The 15,399-nt window shown below is 67.6% G+C and carries 13 protein-coding genes; 3 read left to right on the top strand and 10 right to left on the bottom strand.

Going from position 1 to position 15,399, the window contains the following annotated elements:
• Window positions 1–7: 7 nt before the first annotated feature.
• Genes smc through ABIA30_RS01305 form a run of 3 tightly spaced genes read right to left on the bottom strand, consistent with a single transcriptional unit; the run spans window position 8 to window position 4,346 of the window.
• Window positions 8–3,595 carry a chromosome segregation protein SMC gene (gene smc, locus ABIA30_RS01315; protein WP_370061350.1) on the bottom strand — a complete coding sequence of 1,196 codons (3,588 nt, stop codon included), beginning with the start codon at window positions 3,593–3,595 and terminating at the stop codon, window positions 8–10.
• A gap of 53 nt (window positions 3,596–3,648) precedes the next feature.
• Window positions 3,649–3,942: an acylphosphatase gene (locus tag ABIA30_RS01310; protein ID WP_370061348.1), complete on the bottom strand. Its 294-nt coding sequence runs from the start codon at window positions 3,940–3,942 to the stop codon at window positions 3,649–3,651.
• Complete coding sequence (locus tag ABIA30_RS01305) at window positions 3,939–4,346, bottom strand: OsmC family protein (protein ID WP_370061346.1); 408 nt, start codon at window positions 4,344–4,346, stop codon at window positions 3,939–3,941. The genes ABIA30_RS01310 and ABIA30_RS01305 overlap by 4 nt, the downstream gene beginning before the upstream one ends.
• 128 nt (window positions 4,347–4,474) lie before the next feature.
• On the opposite strand from ABIA30_RS01305, the gene ABIA30_RS01300 reads away from it, so the two are divergent.
• Window positions 4,475–5,317, top strand: a complete 843-nt coding sequence (locus ABIA30_RS01300; protein ID WP_370061344.1) for a hypothetical protein — start codon at window positions 4,475–4,477, stop codon at window positions 5,315–5,317.
• A 35-nt stretch (window positions 5,318–5,352) separates the two neighbouring features.
• On the opposite strand, the gene mutM is transcribed toward ABIA30_RS01300, so the two are convergent.
• The 3 genes from mutM to ABIA30_RS01285 are packed head-to-tail and all read right to left on the bottom strand — an operon-like array spanning window position 5,353 to window position 7,470.
• Window positions 5,353–6,204: a bifunctional DNA-formamidopyrimidine glycosylase/DNA-(apurinic or apyrimidinic site) lyase gene (mutM, locus tag ABIA30_RS01295; protein ID WP_370061342.1), complete on the bottom strand. Its 852-nt coding sequence runs from the start codon at window positions 6,202–6,204 to the stop codon at window positions 5,353–5,355.
• On the bottom strand, window positions 6,197–6,910 hold the full coding sequence (rnc, locus tag ABIA30_RS01290) for a ribonuclease III (protein WP_370061340.1): 714 nt from the start codon (window positions 6,908–6,910) through the stop codon (window positions 6,197–6,199). Before rnc ends, mutM begins: the two co-directional genes overlap by 8 nt.
• Window positions 6,907–7,470 (bottom strand): DUF177 domain-containing protein, encoded by a 564-nt coding sequence (locus ABIA30_RS01285; RefSeq protein ID WP_370061338.1) that lies wholly within the window; start codon window positions 7,468–7,470, stop codon window positions 6,907–6,909. The genes rnc and ABIA30_RS01285 overlap by 4 nt, the downstream gene beginning before the upstream one ends.
• A gap of 185 nt (window positions 7,471–7,655) precedes the next feature.
• Here ABIA30_RS01285 and ABIA30_RS01280 point away from each other — a divergent pair, with 185 nt between their 5' ends.
• Complete coding sequence (locus ABIA30_RS01280) at window positions 7,656–8,825, top strand: LLM class flavin-dependent oxidoreductase (RefSeq protein ID WP_370063212.1); 1,170 nt, start codon at window positions 7,656–7,658, stop codon at window positions 8,823–8,825.
• On the top strand, window positions 8,822–10,033 hold the full coding sequence (locus ABIA30_RS01275) for an SfnB family sulfur acquisition oxidoreductase (protein ID WP_370061337.1): 1,212 nt from the start codon (window positions 8,822–8,824) through the stop codon (window positions 10,031–10,033). Before ABIA30_RS01280 ends, ABIA30_RS01275 begins: the two co-directional genes overlap by 4 nt.
• 4 nt (window positions 10,034–10,037) lie before the next feature.
• Here ABIA30_RS01275 and sepIVA read toward each other — a convergent pair whose 3' ends face one another.
• The 4 genes from sepIVA to ABIA30_RS01255 form a co-directional block, all read right to left on the bottom strand.
• Window positions 10,038–10,781 (bottom strand): cell division protein SepIVA, encoded by a 744-nt coding sequence (gene sepIVA, locus ABIA30_RS01270; RefSeq protein WP_370061335.1) that lies wholly within the window; start codon window positions 10,779–10,781, stop codon window positions 10,038–10,040.
• A 167-nt stretch (window positions 10,782–10,948) separates the two neighbouring features.
• Window positions 10,949–11,428: a pantetheine-phosphate adenylyltransferase gene (coaD, locus tag ABIA30_RS01265; protein ID WP_370061333.1), complete on the bottom strand. Its 480-nt coding sequence runs from the start codon at window positions 11,426–11,428 to the stop codon at window positions 10,949–10,951.
• A gap of 25 nt (window positions 11,429–11,453) precedes the next feature.
• On the bottom strand, window positions 11,454–12,011 hold the full coding sequence (gene rsmD, locus ABIA30_RS01260; protein WP_370063210.1) for a 16S rRNA (guanine(966)-N(2))-methyltransferase RsmD: 558 nt from the start codon (window positions 12,009–12,011) through the stop codon (window positions 11,454–11,456).
• A complete protein-coding gene (locus ABIA30_RS01255) occupies window positions 12,008–15,391 on the bottom strand; it encodes a pyruvate carboxylase (protein WP_370061331.1) in 3,384 nt (1,127 codons plus the stop codon). Before ABIA30_RS01255 ends, rsmD begins: the two co-directional genes overlap by 4 nt.
• Between the last annotated feature and the right edge of the window lie 8 nt (window positions 15,392–15,399).

The following is a 15,399-nucleotide window of genomic DNA, read 5'->3' as shown; positions in this document are numbered from 1 at the left end:
GTCACCCCTACGAACCGCCGGACACCAACTCCTGGCCGCGCATCCGCTGCGAGATCACCTGGGTGATGCCGTCGCCCTGCATGGTGACGCCGTACAACGCGTCGGCCACCTCCATGGTGGGCTTCTGGTGCGTGATGACGATCAGCTGCGACTTCTCCCTCAGCTGCTCGAACAGACTGATCAACCGGCGCAGGTTCACATCGTCGAGGGCGGCCTCGACCTCGTCCATGACATAGAACGGCGACGGCCGGGCCCGGAAGATCGCGACGAGCATGGCCACCGCGGTCAGCGACTTCTCGCCACCGGACAGCAGCGACAACCGCTTGACCTTCTTGCCGGGCGGCCGGGCCTCGACCTCGATGCCGGTGGTCAGCAGATCGTTGGGATTGGTCAGCAGCAGCCGCCCCTCGCCGCCGGGGAACAAGGTCTGGAACACCTGGGCGAATTCTCGCTCCACGTCCTCGTAGGCCTCGGCGAACACCCGCAGGATGCGCTCATCGACGTCGGCGATGACGTCCATCAGGTCCTTGCGGGCCGACTTGACGTCCTCGAGCTGGGTGGACAGGAAGTTGTAGCGCTCCTCCAGCGCGGCGAACTCTTCGAGCGCCAGTGGGTTCACCCGGCCCAGCTCGGCCAGTTCGCGCTCAGCTTTTTTGGCCCGACGTTCCTGGGTGGGCCGGTCGAACGGCATCGGCGCGGGCGCGGTGACCTGCTCGCCGCGTTCCTTGGCCTGCTCGTACTCGGCCATCTCCAATTCGGTTGGCGGCAAGGACACTTCGGGTCCGTACTCGGCGACCAGGTCGGCCACCGCCATACCGAACTGCTCGAGCACCTGTTGTTCGAGCTGCTCGATGCGAAGCGCCGCTTGGGCTTTGGCCACCTCATCACGGTGCAGCGCCTCGGTGAGCGCACTGGCCCGGGCACTGAGTTCGGTCACCTCAACCCGCACGCGCGTCAAACCCTCTGAGCGCTGCGCACGTTCAGTGGCCAACGCATCACGGGTACGTGCCGCCACCGCCACCGTAAGCGCCAGTTTCTCGGCAACCAGCCGGCCGGACTCGGCGACTGCGGAGGCCACCGCCGCGGCGTGCACGCGGGCCTCGCGGGCCCGGGCCGCACGCAGCCGGGCGTCGCGCTCGGCAGTCGCCGCTCTGCGCAGTGAATCAGCCTGTCCACGAACGGCATTCGCGCGCTCTTCCGCGGTGCGTACCGTCAGTCGGGCCTCCACCTCGACGGCGCGCGCCTCTTCCGCCGCCGCGTTGGTCTCGTGCCGGTCCACCGGTTCGACATCGAACATCGGCTCCTGCTGAGCATTGTGGAACCGGTCCTCCAACTCGGCCAGCTCGGCCAGGGTGCGTGACCGCCCGGCCTCCAGGTCGTCGCGCTGGCGGATCAGCCGCTGCCACTCGTCGTCGGCCACCCGCATGTCCTGGCCCAGCCGGCCGAGCTGCTCGTAGATCGCAGAGATCGCCGCATCGGATTCGTTCAGCGCAGCGAGCGCGTGCTCCGCGGCGTCCTGGCGGCTCGACTGCTCGGCCAATGCCCCGGACAGTGCCGCGGACAGTTCATGGGTCCGCCGCTCGGTCTGCTCCAGCGCGGTGCGGGCCTTCTCGATCTCCGAGGCGATCTCCAAAGTACTTGGCTTGCGGTCAGATCCACCGCTGATCCAGCCCGCGCCGACCAGATCCCCTTCGGTGTTGACCGCCCGCAATTCGGGCCGGGTAGCCACCAGATTGAGCGCTGCGGACAAGGAGTCCACCACCGCAACCCGGGCCAGGATCGCTCCGATCGCACCCTTGAGCCGGGCCGGGACCTCCACCAGATCGGTGGCCCAGCGCGCACCGGCCGGCAGATCCCCACTCGGAGAGGCGGTTTCGCCGGGCCAGTCGCCCAAGACGATGGCCGCACGACCGCCGTCGCCGCGTTTGAGCGCATCCACTGCGGCGCGGGCCGCGTCGAAACTCTCGGCGGCCAATGCGTCTGCCGCGGCGCCCAGTACCGCGGCGATCGCCGCCTCGTGGCCGGTCTGTACCCGGACCAACTGCGCGACCGAGCCGAAAAGTCCTGAGCCGTCATGATTTTCCTGCAGCCAGGCCGATCCGTCCTTGAGATCCAGGCTCACCGACAGCGCCTCGATCCGGGACTGCAGCGAGACCACCTGATTCTCCGCGGCACGCTCAGCGGCCTGCAGTTCGGCCACGCGCTCGTCGGCCTGGCGCAGTGCGGTGACGGTGCGGTCGTGGTGCTCATCGAGGCCGGCCTCACCCGCGTCGAGTTCGCCGACCCGTCCCTGGACCGTCTCGAACTCGGCCTTGGCCTGCTGTACCCGGGCCGCGGCTTCCTCGATGCTTCCGGTCAGCCGGACCGCGCCCTCGTCGATCGATTCGATCCGGGTACGCATGGTGTCGACCTGACCCGCCAGCCGGGCCAGGCCCTCACGGCGGTCGGCCTCGGCGCGCGCGGCCGCCATCTGGGCACGCTCGGCATCAGCGGCGGCGCGCTCGCATTCGGACAGCGCGGCGCGGGCGGCCTCCAGCCTGGTCCGCGACTCGGACAGCTCGGCCAGCAGCTGCTCTTCGTGTTCGGCAACCGCGTCGGCTTCGGCGTCCAGCTCATCGGGATCTCGACCGGTGGAAACCTCGGGTTCGGAGTCGAGCAGTTGAGTGCGCTCGGTGGCGATCCGGACGGTGGCGCTGACCCGCTCTGCCAGAGCCGAGAGCCGGAACCAGGTCTGCTGGGCGGCCTCGGCACGGCCGGACAACGTCGATACCGCGGCCTCGTGGCCGGCCAGCTCGGCGCTCGCCGCTTCAAGTCGGGAGGTGACCTCGCCATGCTCCCGGCGCAGCACCGTTTCGGTGGAATTCGTGTCGTCGAACTCGGCCTGCCGGGTCACCAGATCGTCGGCGGCCAGTCGGAGCCGGGCATCGCGTAGATCGGCCTGGATGGTCTGCGCGCGACGGGCCATCTCGGCCTGGCGGCCCAACGGCTTGAGCTGACGACGCAGTTCGGTGGTCAGGTCGGTCAGCCGGGCCAGGTTGGCCTGCATCGCGTCGAGCTTGCGGACTGCTTTTTCTTTGCGCTTGCGGTGCTTGAGCACACCGGCGGCTTCTTCGATGAACGCCCGGCGGTCCTCGGGGCGCGATTCCAGGATCTCCGAGAGCTTGCCCTGGCCGACGATGACATGCATCTCACGGCCGATGCCAGAATCGCTCAGCAGTTCCTGCACGTCCATCAATCGGCAACTGCTGCCGTTGATCTCGTACTCGCTGGCGCCGTCGCGGAACACCCGGCGGGTGATCGACACCTCGGAGTATTCGATCGGCAGGGCGTTGTCGGAGTTGTCGATGGTCAGCGTGACCTCGGCGCGGCCCAGCGGCGCCCGCGAGGACGTGCCGGCGAAGATGACGTCCTCCATCTTGCCGCCGCGCAGGGTCTTGGCCCCCTGCTCGCCCATCACCCAGGTCAGGGCATCGACGACGTTGGACTTGCCCGAACCGTTGGGCCCCACCACACAGGTGATGCCTGGTTCGAAGCGAAGAGTCGTCGCCGACGCGAAGGACTTGAAGCCCTTCAGCGTCAGACTCTTCAGATGCATGGGGTGAAACCCTACCGTCGGGCCGGTTAAATCCCGGGGACCCCTGGCTCAAATTACCGCTCGGTGAAACCCTCGATCCGGTCGCCGGCCGGGCCCCAGTCGTCGACCACGGTCGTCACCGTCCCCGGGGTGTCTCCGCTGCGCAGCAGTTCAAGCAGCCGCTCACAGCCGGCTCGCGGACCCTGCGCGACGACGTGCACCCGCCCATCGGCTTTGTTGCTCGCGTAACCCGTCAACCCGAGCTCCAATGCCCTGGCCCGGGTCCACCACCGAAATCCGACGCCCTGAACCCGGCCATGCACCCAGGCCGAGAGGCGGACCTCGCCGGCCGGGTCATCGGCGCTCACTTCCCGGTGATCTCGAGAGTGACCTCGGTGCCGGCTTTGAGAGTGCGCCCGACTGTACAAACCTTGTCGATCGCCCGCTCCACGACGATCTTCAGTTTCTTGATCTCGTCCTCGGACAGCGCAGACAGGTCCAGCTCGATGCTCTCCTGCAGATGCGGGTAGACCTCGTTCTCACGGTCGGCAGGCCCGGACACCCGGATGGTGGTCTGGTAGTCATCCCCCAGTCGCGTCCGCAGCGGGTGGTCACTGCTCATACCGCTACAGGCTGCCAGCGCGATCTTCAGCAGTTCGCCCGGGGTGAAGACGCCGTCGACATCCTCGGAACCGACCAGCACCTCCGCCCCGCGTGAGCTGTGTCCGGTATAGCGGCGCACCCCGGTGCGCTCGACCCACAGTTCCGTCATGGCTCCATTTGTACCGTGCCCGCCATCGGCGGATGATCCCAGGCACAACCGTGACCCTTTCGCACTCGTCGGCCCTGCGACCCGGTGTTACGTTGGATTCCAGCACAGTTCACAGGGAGCGACCAGACATGACCTATCCCCCGTCCGGTTCGGAGTTTCCGGACGCTCAGCCCTGGCCGGGCGATCAGCCGGCTTTTGGCCCCGGGTACCCGGCAGGGCCGAGTTATCCAGCCCTCGGTGCATACCCGCAGCAGCCGGTTGCGCCGGCCTACGGCCCGCCGAACGTCCTCGGCGCACCCGGCTATCCCACGATGCCCAGCTACCCGCAGGCTCCCGGCTACCCCCAGGGGCCGGGTTACCCCCAAACTCCCGGCTACCCGGCGGCACCGGGTTACCCGCAGGCGTTCCCGCAGGGCCCCGGTTATCCTCCTGGCTTTCCGGGCCCGGGCTTTCCGGGCGGCCCACCGCCGCCGTCGTCCAACAACGCCAAGTGGTGGTTGATCGGCGGATTGTCAGTGCTGGTCATCGTCGGTGTCGTCGCGATCCTCGGGCTCTCGGGCGTGTTCAACATGCACCAGTCCAGTGGCGGCACCTCGGCGAGCGGCGACAGCTCGTTCGGCTCCGGTTCCGACGACAAGGCCCAGATTCGCAGTCTGCTGACCAACATGAACTCCGATGGCGGCGACTTCATGCAAACCATGCGTCAGCACTCGTGCGCCAAGGACCAGCAGCTGTACGACAAGATCGGCGCCATCGGGCCGATCAAGGTACCCACCGACAGTTCAGGTGCCGGCGGCGGTACCGCCACCATCTCCGATATCGAGGTCGACGGCAGTAAGGCCACCGCGCAGATCACTGCCGGTGGCGGGGCCCGGCCTCCGCTGACCCTCTACTTCCGCAAGGAATCGGGCGACTGGAAGATCTGCATGAGCGACTCGCCGATGTTCGGAAAAGTATTCGGCGGCAACTGAATTCGCGGTATGCCACCGCGGTCGGGTCAGATCGATCAGGATCGGCGCGGCCGCGGTTGGCATTTCGGGCAGTAGTACGACGAGCGGTTCATGAACTTCTCCCGCAGCATCACGCTGCCGCAGCGCCGGCACGGCTCGCCCTCCCGGCCGTACGCGTCCAGCGACCGGTCGAAGTAACCCGATTCGCCGTTGACGTTGACGTACAACGAGTCAAAGGACGTGCCACCCTGGTCCAGCGCGGCCACCATGACGGCGCCGGCGTGGCCCAGCAGCTCGCCCAGGCGTCGCCGCGGCAGCGCCGAGGCCACTCGGAACCCGTTGACCTGAGCCCGCCACAGTGACTCGTCGGCGTAGATGTTCCCGACGCCGGAGACCACGGTCTGGTCGAGTAGCTGACGCTTGATCTCAGAGTCCTTGCGCCGCAACACGTTGACCACTACATCCGGGTCGAACTCCGGGTCCAGCGGGTCCCGGGCGATGTGCGCCACCGGCTCGGGCACCGCGCTGCCGTCGACCTCCAGCAGATCGGCAACCTGCCAACCACCGAAGGTCCGCTGATCGACGAAACTCAATTCGGTGCCGTCGTCGAGCAGTGCAGAGATCCGCAGATGGTCGGGGCGGGCCGGCGGACCGATCAGCATCTGGCCACTCATGCCGAGGTGCACCACCAGCGCCTCGTCACCGTCGAGGGTCAGCCACAGGTATTTACCGCGACGACCCGTTCCGGTGATCCGGCGCCCGGCCAGCCGGCCGGCGAGGTCGGCCGGACCGGCGTCGTGCCGACGCACCGCGCGCAGGTGATGCACCGTCACGGCAGCGAATTGTCTTCCGGCGACATGGGATTGCAGTCCCCGCCGCACCACCTCGACTTCGGGAAGTTCAGGCATCGGTGGCGTCGGAGTCCACGTCCTGCAGCGCGGTGTACGCCGCGGCCGCGGCCTGCTGCTCGGCCTCTTTTTTGGTGCGGCCCAGACCGGAACCGTATTCGACACCCTCGACCATCGCCCGGGCGGTGAACTGCTTGTCGTGTTCAGGCCCGGTCGAACTGACCGCATACGACGGCACACCCAGCCGGCGGGCCGCCGAAAGTTCTTGCAGGCTGGTCTTCCAGTCCAGTCCGGCACCGAGACCGGCCGCGGTCTCGAGCACCCCGCCGAACAACCCGAGCACCACCTTGCGGGCCACTTCGTGGCCGTGCTGGATGTATGTCGCCCCCAGCAGGGATTCCAGACCATCAGCCAGCAGATTGGCCTTTTGTGCTCCGCCACTTGCCATTTCACCGCGGCCCAACAGCAGATAGCTGCCCAGCCCGTCGGCGGTGAGGCCACGAGCGATCTCGGCGAGCGCCTGGGTGTTGACCACCGCGGACTTGAGCTTGGCCAGCTCTCCCTCGCTGCGGTCCGGGTATCGGCCGAAGATCTCAGCGGTGATCACCAGCCCCAGCACCGCGTCGCCGAGAAACTCCAGGCGTTCGTTGGTGGGCAAGCCGCCGTTCTCATAGGCGTAACTGCGATGGGTCAACGCGACGGTCAGCAGCTCATCGGACAGGCGCACACCGAGGGCGTCGAGCAGTGGGGTGCGATCCACCGTCACGAATCATTCCCCGGCGCCACGGTGTCGTCGGTGGGCATCATGGCAGCGAGCTTGGCCCAGCGCGGATCGATCTTGTCGTGGTGATGGTCGGCGGTCTCGGCCAGGCGTACGCCGCAGTCCGGGCATAGACCCGGGCAATCCGGGGTGCACACCGGCGAGAAGGGCAGCGCCATCCCGATCTCGTCGACCACGCTCTGTTCGAGGTTGACGAAGTCGTCGACGACGTGTCCGACCTCGTCCTCTTCTGTGGTGGCCTCGGTCGCGCTGTCCGGGTACGCGAAGAGTTCGGTGAGGCTGATCTCGACGTCCCCCGAAATCGGCGCGAGGCACCGCGAACACTCGCCGGCGGTGGGGCCCGAAACCGATCCGGTGACCAATACACCTTCGGATACCGACTGCAACTGCAGATCCAGCGTCAGCGGCGCGCCGACCTCAATTGCCAAGAGTTCCAGCCCGATTCGCGACGGGCTGGGCACCGTCTGGGTATAGGTCATCAGCGAGCCGGGGCGACGGCCCAACCGCGAGATGTCGATCGCCAGCGGATTTTTGGAGCCTGCCATGCTCGTGATTCTACGTCGCTGCCGGTCAACGCCCCGCGAATGATCACCCGACACCCGCTCAGCAAGATTTTTAGTCGGCCGGGACGCGTCTCGGCAGCTACCGGCAGGTGGCGCAATTCAGCATCGGCGGCCGGCCTCGCGGGCGGCACTCGTGGCGACGGCCACAGTTCCCGAGAATGACCCCTGTGACCGTGAAACTGCATTGGTTCCTGCCCACCTACGGCGACAGCCGGCTGATCGTAGGGGGCGGACACGGCAGCCCCGCCGGAGCCGCCGGGGGCGATCGAGACGCCAGCATCGACTACCTCGCGTCGATCGTGCGAGCCGCTGAGCGCTTCGGTTTCACCGGGGCGCTGATCCCGACCGGCGCCTGGTGCGAAGACGCGTTCATCACCGCGTCGCTGCTGGTGCGCGAGACCAGCACGTTGGCCTTCCTGGTGGCGTTTCGTCCCGGACTGGTCAGCCCCACCCTCTCGGCGCAGATGGCAGCCACTTTCGCCCGTCACGCGCCGGGCCGCATCCTGCTCAACGTCGTCGTCGGTGGTGAAGACCATGAGCAGCGGGCGTTCGGCGATCACCTGGACAAGAACGCGCGCTACCAACGCTGCGACGAGTTCCTTGATGTGGTCCGCCGGTTGTGGGACGGGCAGACCGTCACCCATCGCGGCGAATACGTCGACGTGCAGGACGCCTCGCTGGCCACTCTGCCCGACCCGATACCTCCCCTGTATTTCGGTGGTAGTTCGGCCGCTGCCGGACCGGTCGCCGCCCGGCACGCCGATGTGTACCTGACCTGGGGTGAGCCGCCGGAGGCGGTGCAGGCGAAGATCGAATGGATTCGCGCGCTGGCCGCCAAGCAGGGTCGCACCATTCGTTTCGGCATCCGGCTGCACACCTTGTCCCGGGATACTGCGGACGAGGCATGGGCGCAGGCGGACCGACTGCTGGCCGCCCTGGACGACGACACCGTCGGCAACGCACAGACCAGCCTGTCGCGCAGTCAATCCGAGGGCCAACACCGGATGCTGGCGCTGCACGAAGCCAGCCGGGCCGATGGAACCTGGCGCGCCGCACGCAACCTGGAGATCGCACCCAATTTGTGGGCCGGCGTCGGCCTGGTGCGAGGCGGAGCCGGCACCGCGCTGGTGGGTAGCCACACCGAAGTCGCCGACCGGATCACTGAATATGCCGCGGCCGGCATCGATGAGTTCATCTTCTCGGGGTATCCGCATCTGGAGGAGCTGTATTGGTTCGGCGAGGGGGTGGTGCCGATCCTGCGGCAGCGCGGAGTGTTCGACGCCGATCAGACCGCCGGTTCGGCAGTGTCGATTCCATTCGTGAGTTCGGCGCGGTGACCGCGGCGCGGCAGGCTGCCCGGCTCACGACGCCCGAGCAGGCGCTGCAAGTCGCCGCAACACTCGCCGAAGAGTTCCGCGCGGCCGCCGCGACCCGGGATGCCGAGCGGATACTGCCGCGCCAACAGGTGGCGGCGTTGAAAGCCTCTGGGCTGCTTGCCCTCTCGGTCCCCACCACCTTCGGTGGCCTGGACGCGCCGGCGGCCGCGGTAGCCGAATTCTTCCGGCTGCTGGCTGACGCCGACCCCTCGCTCGCGCAGATTCCCCAATCGCACTTCACCTTCCTGGAGGCGATCCGGCTGCAAGGCACCGCGGCGCAGAAGGAGTTCTTCTTCGGCCTGGTGCGCGACGGGGCACTGCTGGCGAACGCTCAGGTCGAACGCGGGCCCCAGCCGGTCAACGTGGACCGCACGACACTCGTGCCGGCCGGAACCGACTTCGAGCTGACCGGCCGCAAGTTCTACTGTACGGGCGCACTGTTCGCCGACTGGCTGGCTGTGCGGGCGTCATTCGACCCGCCGGCAGCACCGGATAACTCGACCCCCAAGGTCATTGCGTTCATCCCGGCCGACACCCAGGGGGTGCGGATCATCGACGACTGGGACGGACTGGGCCAGCGCACCACCGCATCGGGCACTGTGACGCTGGACACCGTCCGGGTGCCGGCCGCTCAGGTGGTGCCGTACTCGCCGATTTTTGCCGAGCCGACGCTGTACGGCGCGCGGGCGCAGCTGGTGCACACGGCGATCGATACCGGTATCGCGACCGGGGCGCTGGCCGAGGGCGTCCGTCAAACAGCCAAGGCCAGGCCGCATTTCGAGGCCGACGTGCAATCGTCGGCGCAGGACCCGACGCTGATCGCGGTCGCCGGCGAGCTGACCGTCACCGTGCGCGCGGCCCAGGCACTGCTGTCCGAAGCCGCGCGCCGGGTCGACGCTGCCGCGTCAAACCTGAACGCCGACACCGCGGCTGAAGCATCGGTGGCCGTCGCGGTAGCCAAGGTTGCCGCGGCACGGGCCGCATTACAGGCCGCGACAACGCTTTTTGAGCTGGGCGGTACCCGCAGCGCCACGGCGTCGGCGAATCTGTCTCGCTACTGGCGCGACGCGCGGACCCATACCCTGCACGACGCCACCCGATGGAAGTTGCAGCACATCGGCAGATACACCCTGTCGGGCACCAAACCGCCTCGGCACGGCCAACTCTGAGGCGTCAGGCCGAACGCTGAGCGTAGTCGTGGGTGCCGGCTGCGGTCCGCAGCTGGTGGCGACCACGGCTGACCGAACGCAGGGTGCCGTTCAGCTGATCTTCGAACTCGGCCAGCTTGCTGTCGACGTAGATGTCGCACTCGCCGCGCAGGCGGTCGGCCTCGGCGTGCGCCGAGTCGATCAACCGGGTGGCCTCGGAGGTGGCGGTCTGCACGATCTCGGTGTCCGAGACCAGCCGCTGCTGCTCCTTGAGCCCTTCCTGGACGGCCTTCTCGTAAGAGATGTTTCCGTTCTCGATCAGTCGGTCCGCCTCGGCCCTCGCCCGGCCGGTGGCGGCGTCATACTCCCGCTTGGCGGAGGTGACGATGCGGTTGGCCTCTTCACGGGCCTCGCCGACCATCCGCTCGCTGTGCGCGCGGGCTTCGCCGACCATCCGGTCCGCCTGCGCTTTGGCGTCGGCGAGCAGCCGATCGGCCTCGCTGCGGGCGTGATGCAGGGTCGAATCTGCTTCGGCGGTAGCCGAGGAGACCATCGAATCGGCGTGCTCCTTGGCCTCGCGCAGCATTCCGTCGCGGGCGTCCAGCACATCCTGGGCATCGTCCAACTCGCCGGGGATGGCGTCCTTGATGTCGTCGATGAGTTCCAGCACGTCGCCGCGGGGCACCATGCAGCCCGCGGTCATCGGCACTCCGCGCGCCTCTTCCACGATCGCGCCGAGCTCGTCGAGCGCCTCAAATACTCGGTACACGGCAACCCCTCCAGGCCTAGTTGTTGTTACTAGTGTGCCTGGTGTTACTCATGTGACTCGGCTTTACCGACCGGTGTGTCGCTGTTTTCGTTGCAGAGGATCGCCAAAACCACGGTTTGTGATGGTTTCCGGCTGAAATCCGTCACAAACGGTGACTTCGGCACAGTTCAGCGCTCGGCGAGTTTGGCCGCGAGCTGCCGATTCACCGGCTCGGGCAGCAGATCGCTGACGTCGCCGCCGAGCGCGGCAACCTCTTTGGCCAGGGATGACGAGACGAACGAATACTGCGGGGTGGTGGTCACGAAGAAGGTGTCCACGCCGGCCACATGCCGGTTCATCTGAGCCATCTGCAGCTCGTACTCGAAATCGGTGCCCGAGCGCAGGCCTTTGACGATGGCACTCAGTCCGCGGGCCCGCGCGAAGTCGACCACCAGTCCCGAGCCGGACTCGACCCGAAGATTCGGCAGATGCACCGTCGACTCGACGATCAGGTCGATGCGTTCCTGTGCGGTGAACATGCCCTTCTTGTTGGGGTTCACCAGTACCGCCACCACGACCTCGTCGAACTGGGCCGCCGCCCGCTCGAATACGTCGATGTGGCCAAGGGTCACCGGGTCGAAGGATCCCGGGCATACCGCGCCGCTCATGGACGCCCACCGTACCTGCCTGCGATCACGGAGCCCACTGCGCCATTTCCAGCCGGGTGTCGCCGTAGCGGCGCTGTGTCCACGGCACCCAGCCGTCCGGCCACGACAACTCAGGTCCGGACGTCGAGCGCTCGATCACCGCTACCGTGCCATCGGCGAGCCAACCCCCGGCGGACAAGGCAGCCAGATTCGACTCGACCTCGCCGGCCGACACCTCATACGGCGGGTCGGCGAACACCAGGTCCGCCGCGCGACCGGCGCCACCGGCCAACACCGCGGCCACCGGACCGCAGCGCACCACCGCACCGCTGACGCCCAGCTCGGAGATGTTGCGCGAAATGACCGCGGCCGCACGCCGATCCGATTCGACGAACAACGCACTGCGTGCGCCCCGGGACAACGATTCCAGACCCAACGCCCCCGAGCCGGCGTACAGATCGAGCACCGTGGCGTCGTCGAAATCGAACCGAGCCGCCAGCACGTTGAACAACGACTCCCGAACGCGATCGGTAGTAGGTCGAGTCCCTTTGGGCGGCACCACAATTCGTCGGCCGCCGAAGCGCCCGCCAATGATCCGGGTCAGGAGATCACCACGAGCAGGTCACCGCCCTCGACTCCCGCGGTCGGCGTGACGGCGATCCGGGCGACGGTCCCGGCCTTGGGTGCGGTGATGGCCGCCTCCATCTTCATCGCTTCGATAGTGGCGATGGTCTGACCGGCCTCGACCTGATCACCGACCGCCACCCCGACCGTGACCACCCCGGCGAACGGCGCGGCCACCTGGTCGGGATTGGCGCGATCGGCCTTTTCCGCGGCCGGCACATCGGCAGCGATGGCGCGGTCACGCACCAGCACGGGACGCAGTTGCCCGTTGATCAGGCACAGCACGGTGCGCATGCCACGCTCGTCGGGCTCGGAAATCGCCTCCAGCCCGATCAGCAGTTCGACACCCTTCTCCAACTGCACCCGATGCTCGTCGCCGCGTCGCAGCCCGTAGAGGAACTGGTTGGCGCTCAGCTGCGAGGTATCGCCGAATTCCTCACGGTGGGCCAGGAATTCGCGGGTGGGGCCGGGGAACAACAGCCGGTTGAGCGCGCCCTGGCGGACCGTACCGGGCTGCGCCAGCTCCGCCTCGTCGGCTCCGGTCAGTTCCTGCTCCGGCCGGGCCGGACCGCGTCCCTGCAATGCCTTGGTGCGCAACGGTTCCGGCCAGCCGCCCGGCGGGTCACCCAACTCACCGCGGAAGAATCCGATGACGCTGTCCGGGATGTCGTAGCGCGCCGGGTCGGCGGCGAACTCGTCGGCGGTGACACCGGCACCGACCAACGCCAGGGCCAGATCACCCACGACCTTGCTCGACGGCGTCACCTTCACCAACCGGCCCAGGATCCGGTCAGCGCCGGCATAGGCGTTCTCGATGTCCTCGAACCGGTCCCCCAGCCCGAGCGCGATGGCCTGCTGACGCAGGTTGCTCAGCTGCCCGCCCGGGATCTCATGGGTGTACACCCGGCCGGTCGGCGCGGGCAGCCCGGATTCGAACGGCGCGTACACCCGGCGCAGTGCTTCCCAGTACGGCTCCAGGTCGCAGACCGCGGCCAGCGACAGCCCGGTGTCGTACTCGGTGTGCGCCGCCGCGGCGACGATCGAGGACAGCGCGGGCTGACTGGTGGTACCGGCCAGCGGGGCCGAGGCACCGTCGACCGCGTCCGCGCCGGCTTGCCAGGCGGCCATGTAGGTGGCCAACTGCCCACCCGGGGTGTCGTGGGTGTGCACGTGCACCGGCAGATCGAAGCGAGACTTCAACGCCGACACCAGTTTCGCTGCCGCCGGTGGCCGCAACAGACCGGCCATGTCCTTGATCGCCAGCACATGTGCCCCGGCGCCGACGATCTCGTCGGCGAGCTTCAGCCAGTAGTCCAACGTGTAGAGCGTCTCGGCCGGATCGGTCAGATCGCCGGTATAGGACATCGCGACTTCGGCTATCGCAGTACCGGTTTCGCGCACGGCGTCGATGGCCGGCCGCATCGAGGACACGTTGTTCAAGGCATCGAAGATCCGGAAGATGTCGATGCCGGTGGCCGTCGCCTCATGTACGAATGCCGACGTCACGAGCTCCGGATAAGGCGTATAGCCGACGGTGTTGCGGCCGCGAAGCAGCATCTGCAGGCAGATGTTCGGCATCGCCTCCCGCAGCGCTGCCAGTCGCTCCCACGGATCTTCCTTCAAAAAGCGAAGTGCCACATCGTAAGTGGCGCCGCCCCAGCACTCCACCGAGAGCAGCTGCGGAGTCGACCGGGCGATGTACGGGGCAATCTCCAACAACCCGGTGGACCGCACACGGGTGGCCAACAGCGACTGGTGTGCATCGCGGAAGGTGGTATCGGTCACCCCGACCGCGGGTGTCTCACGCATCCAGCGGGCGAATCCCTCCGGACCCAGTTCCACCAGCCGCTGTTTCGAGCCCGACGGCGGCGCCGCCTTCAGGTCGACGGTGGGCAGCTTGTCGCGGGCGTACACCGATGAGGGACGGGGTCCGTGCGGCTGGTTGACGGTCACGTCGGCCAGGTAGTTCAGGATCTTGGTACCGCGGTCGGCACTGGTGCGGGCGGTCCGCAGCTGCGGACGCTCGTCGATGAACGACGTGGTGACCCGGCCGGCCAGGAAGTCCGGATCTTCCAGAACCGCTTGCAGGAACGGGATATTCGTCGACACCCCGCGAATCCTGAACTCCGCAACAGCCCGTCGGGCCCGCACCACCGCAGTGGTGAAATCCCTTCCGCGGCAGGTCAATTTGACCAACATCGAGTCGAAGTGCGCGGACACCTCGGCGCCCAGGTTGGTACCGCCGTCGAGCCGGATTCCGGCGCCGCCCGGAGTCCGGTACGCAGTGATCCGGCCGGTGTCCGGACGGAAGCCGTTGGCCGGGTCTTCGGTGGTGATCCGGCATTGCAGTGCAGCACCGCGTGCCTGCACGGTCTCCTGGCTCAATCCCAGGTCGTCCAATGACCAGCCGGCCGCAATACACAGTTGGGAAGCGACCAGGTCGACGGCGGTGATCTCTTCGGTCACCGTATGTTCCACCTGGATTCGCGGATTCATCTCGATGAACACGTGCCGGCCGCGTTCGTCGAGCAGGAACTCGACAGTGCCCGCGCAGGAGTAGCCGATCTGCCGGGCGAACGCCACCGCGTCGGAGCAGATGCGCATCCGCAGTTCGGGATCCAGATTCGGCGCGGGTGCCAGCTCGATCACCTTCTGGTGCCGACGCTGCACGCTGCAGTCGCGCTCGAACAGGTGCATGACGTTGCCATCGTTGTCGGCGAGGATCTGCACCTCGATGTGCCGCGGGTTCACCACGGCCTGCTCCAGGAACACCGTCGGATCACCGAACGCCGAGTCGGCTTCCCTGGATGCGGCCTCGATGGACTCGCGCAGGTCGGCCGGGTCCGCCACCCGGCGCATCCCGCGCCCGCCGCCGCCGGCCACCGCCTTGACGAACAACGGAAACTGCATCTGCTCGGCGGCCGCGACGAGTTCGTCGACCGACGACGACGGAGCCGACGAGCTGAGCACCGGCAGGCCGGCCGCGCGGGCCGCGTCGATGGCCCGCGCCTTGTTGCCGGTCAGCTCCAGGATGTGGGAACTGGGCCCGACGAACGTGATGCCCGCGGCCGCGCAGGCCGCCGCCAGTTCCGGATTCTCCGACAGGAAGCCATAACCCGGGTAGATGGCGTCGGCACCGCAAGCGATTGCCGTGCTGACGATCTCGTCGATGTTGAGGTAGGCGCGCACCGGATGGCCGATGTCGCCGATCTGATACGACTCGTCGGCCTTGAGCCGGTGCAGCGAGTTGCGGTCCTCGAACGGGTACACGGCCACGGTGGTGATACCGAGCTCGTTCGCCGCTCGAAAGGCCCGAATCGCGATTTCACCGCGATTGGCAACCAGCACTTTGGAAATCACGCGCAGCT

This window comes from Mycobacterium sp. MAA66 (genome assembly GCF_041261665.1).
GTDB lineage: Bacteria > Actinomycetota > Actinomycetes > Mycobacteriales > Mycobacteriaceae > Mycobacterium.
This window is presented reverse-complemented; position numbering and strand designations above follow the sequence as displayed.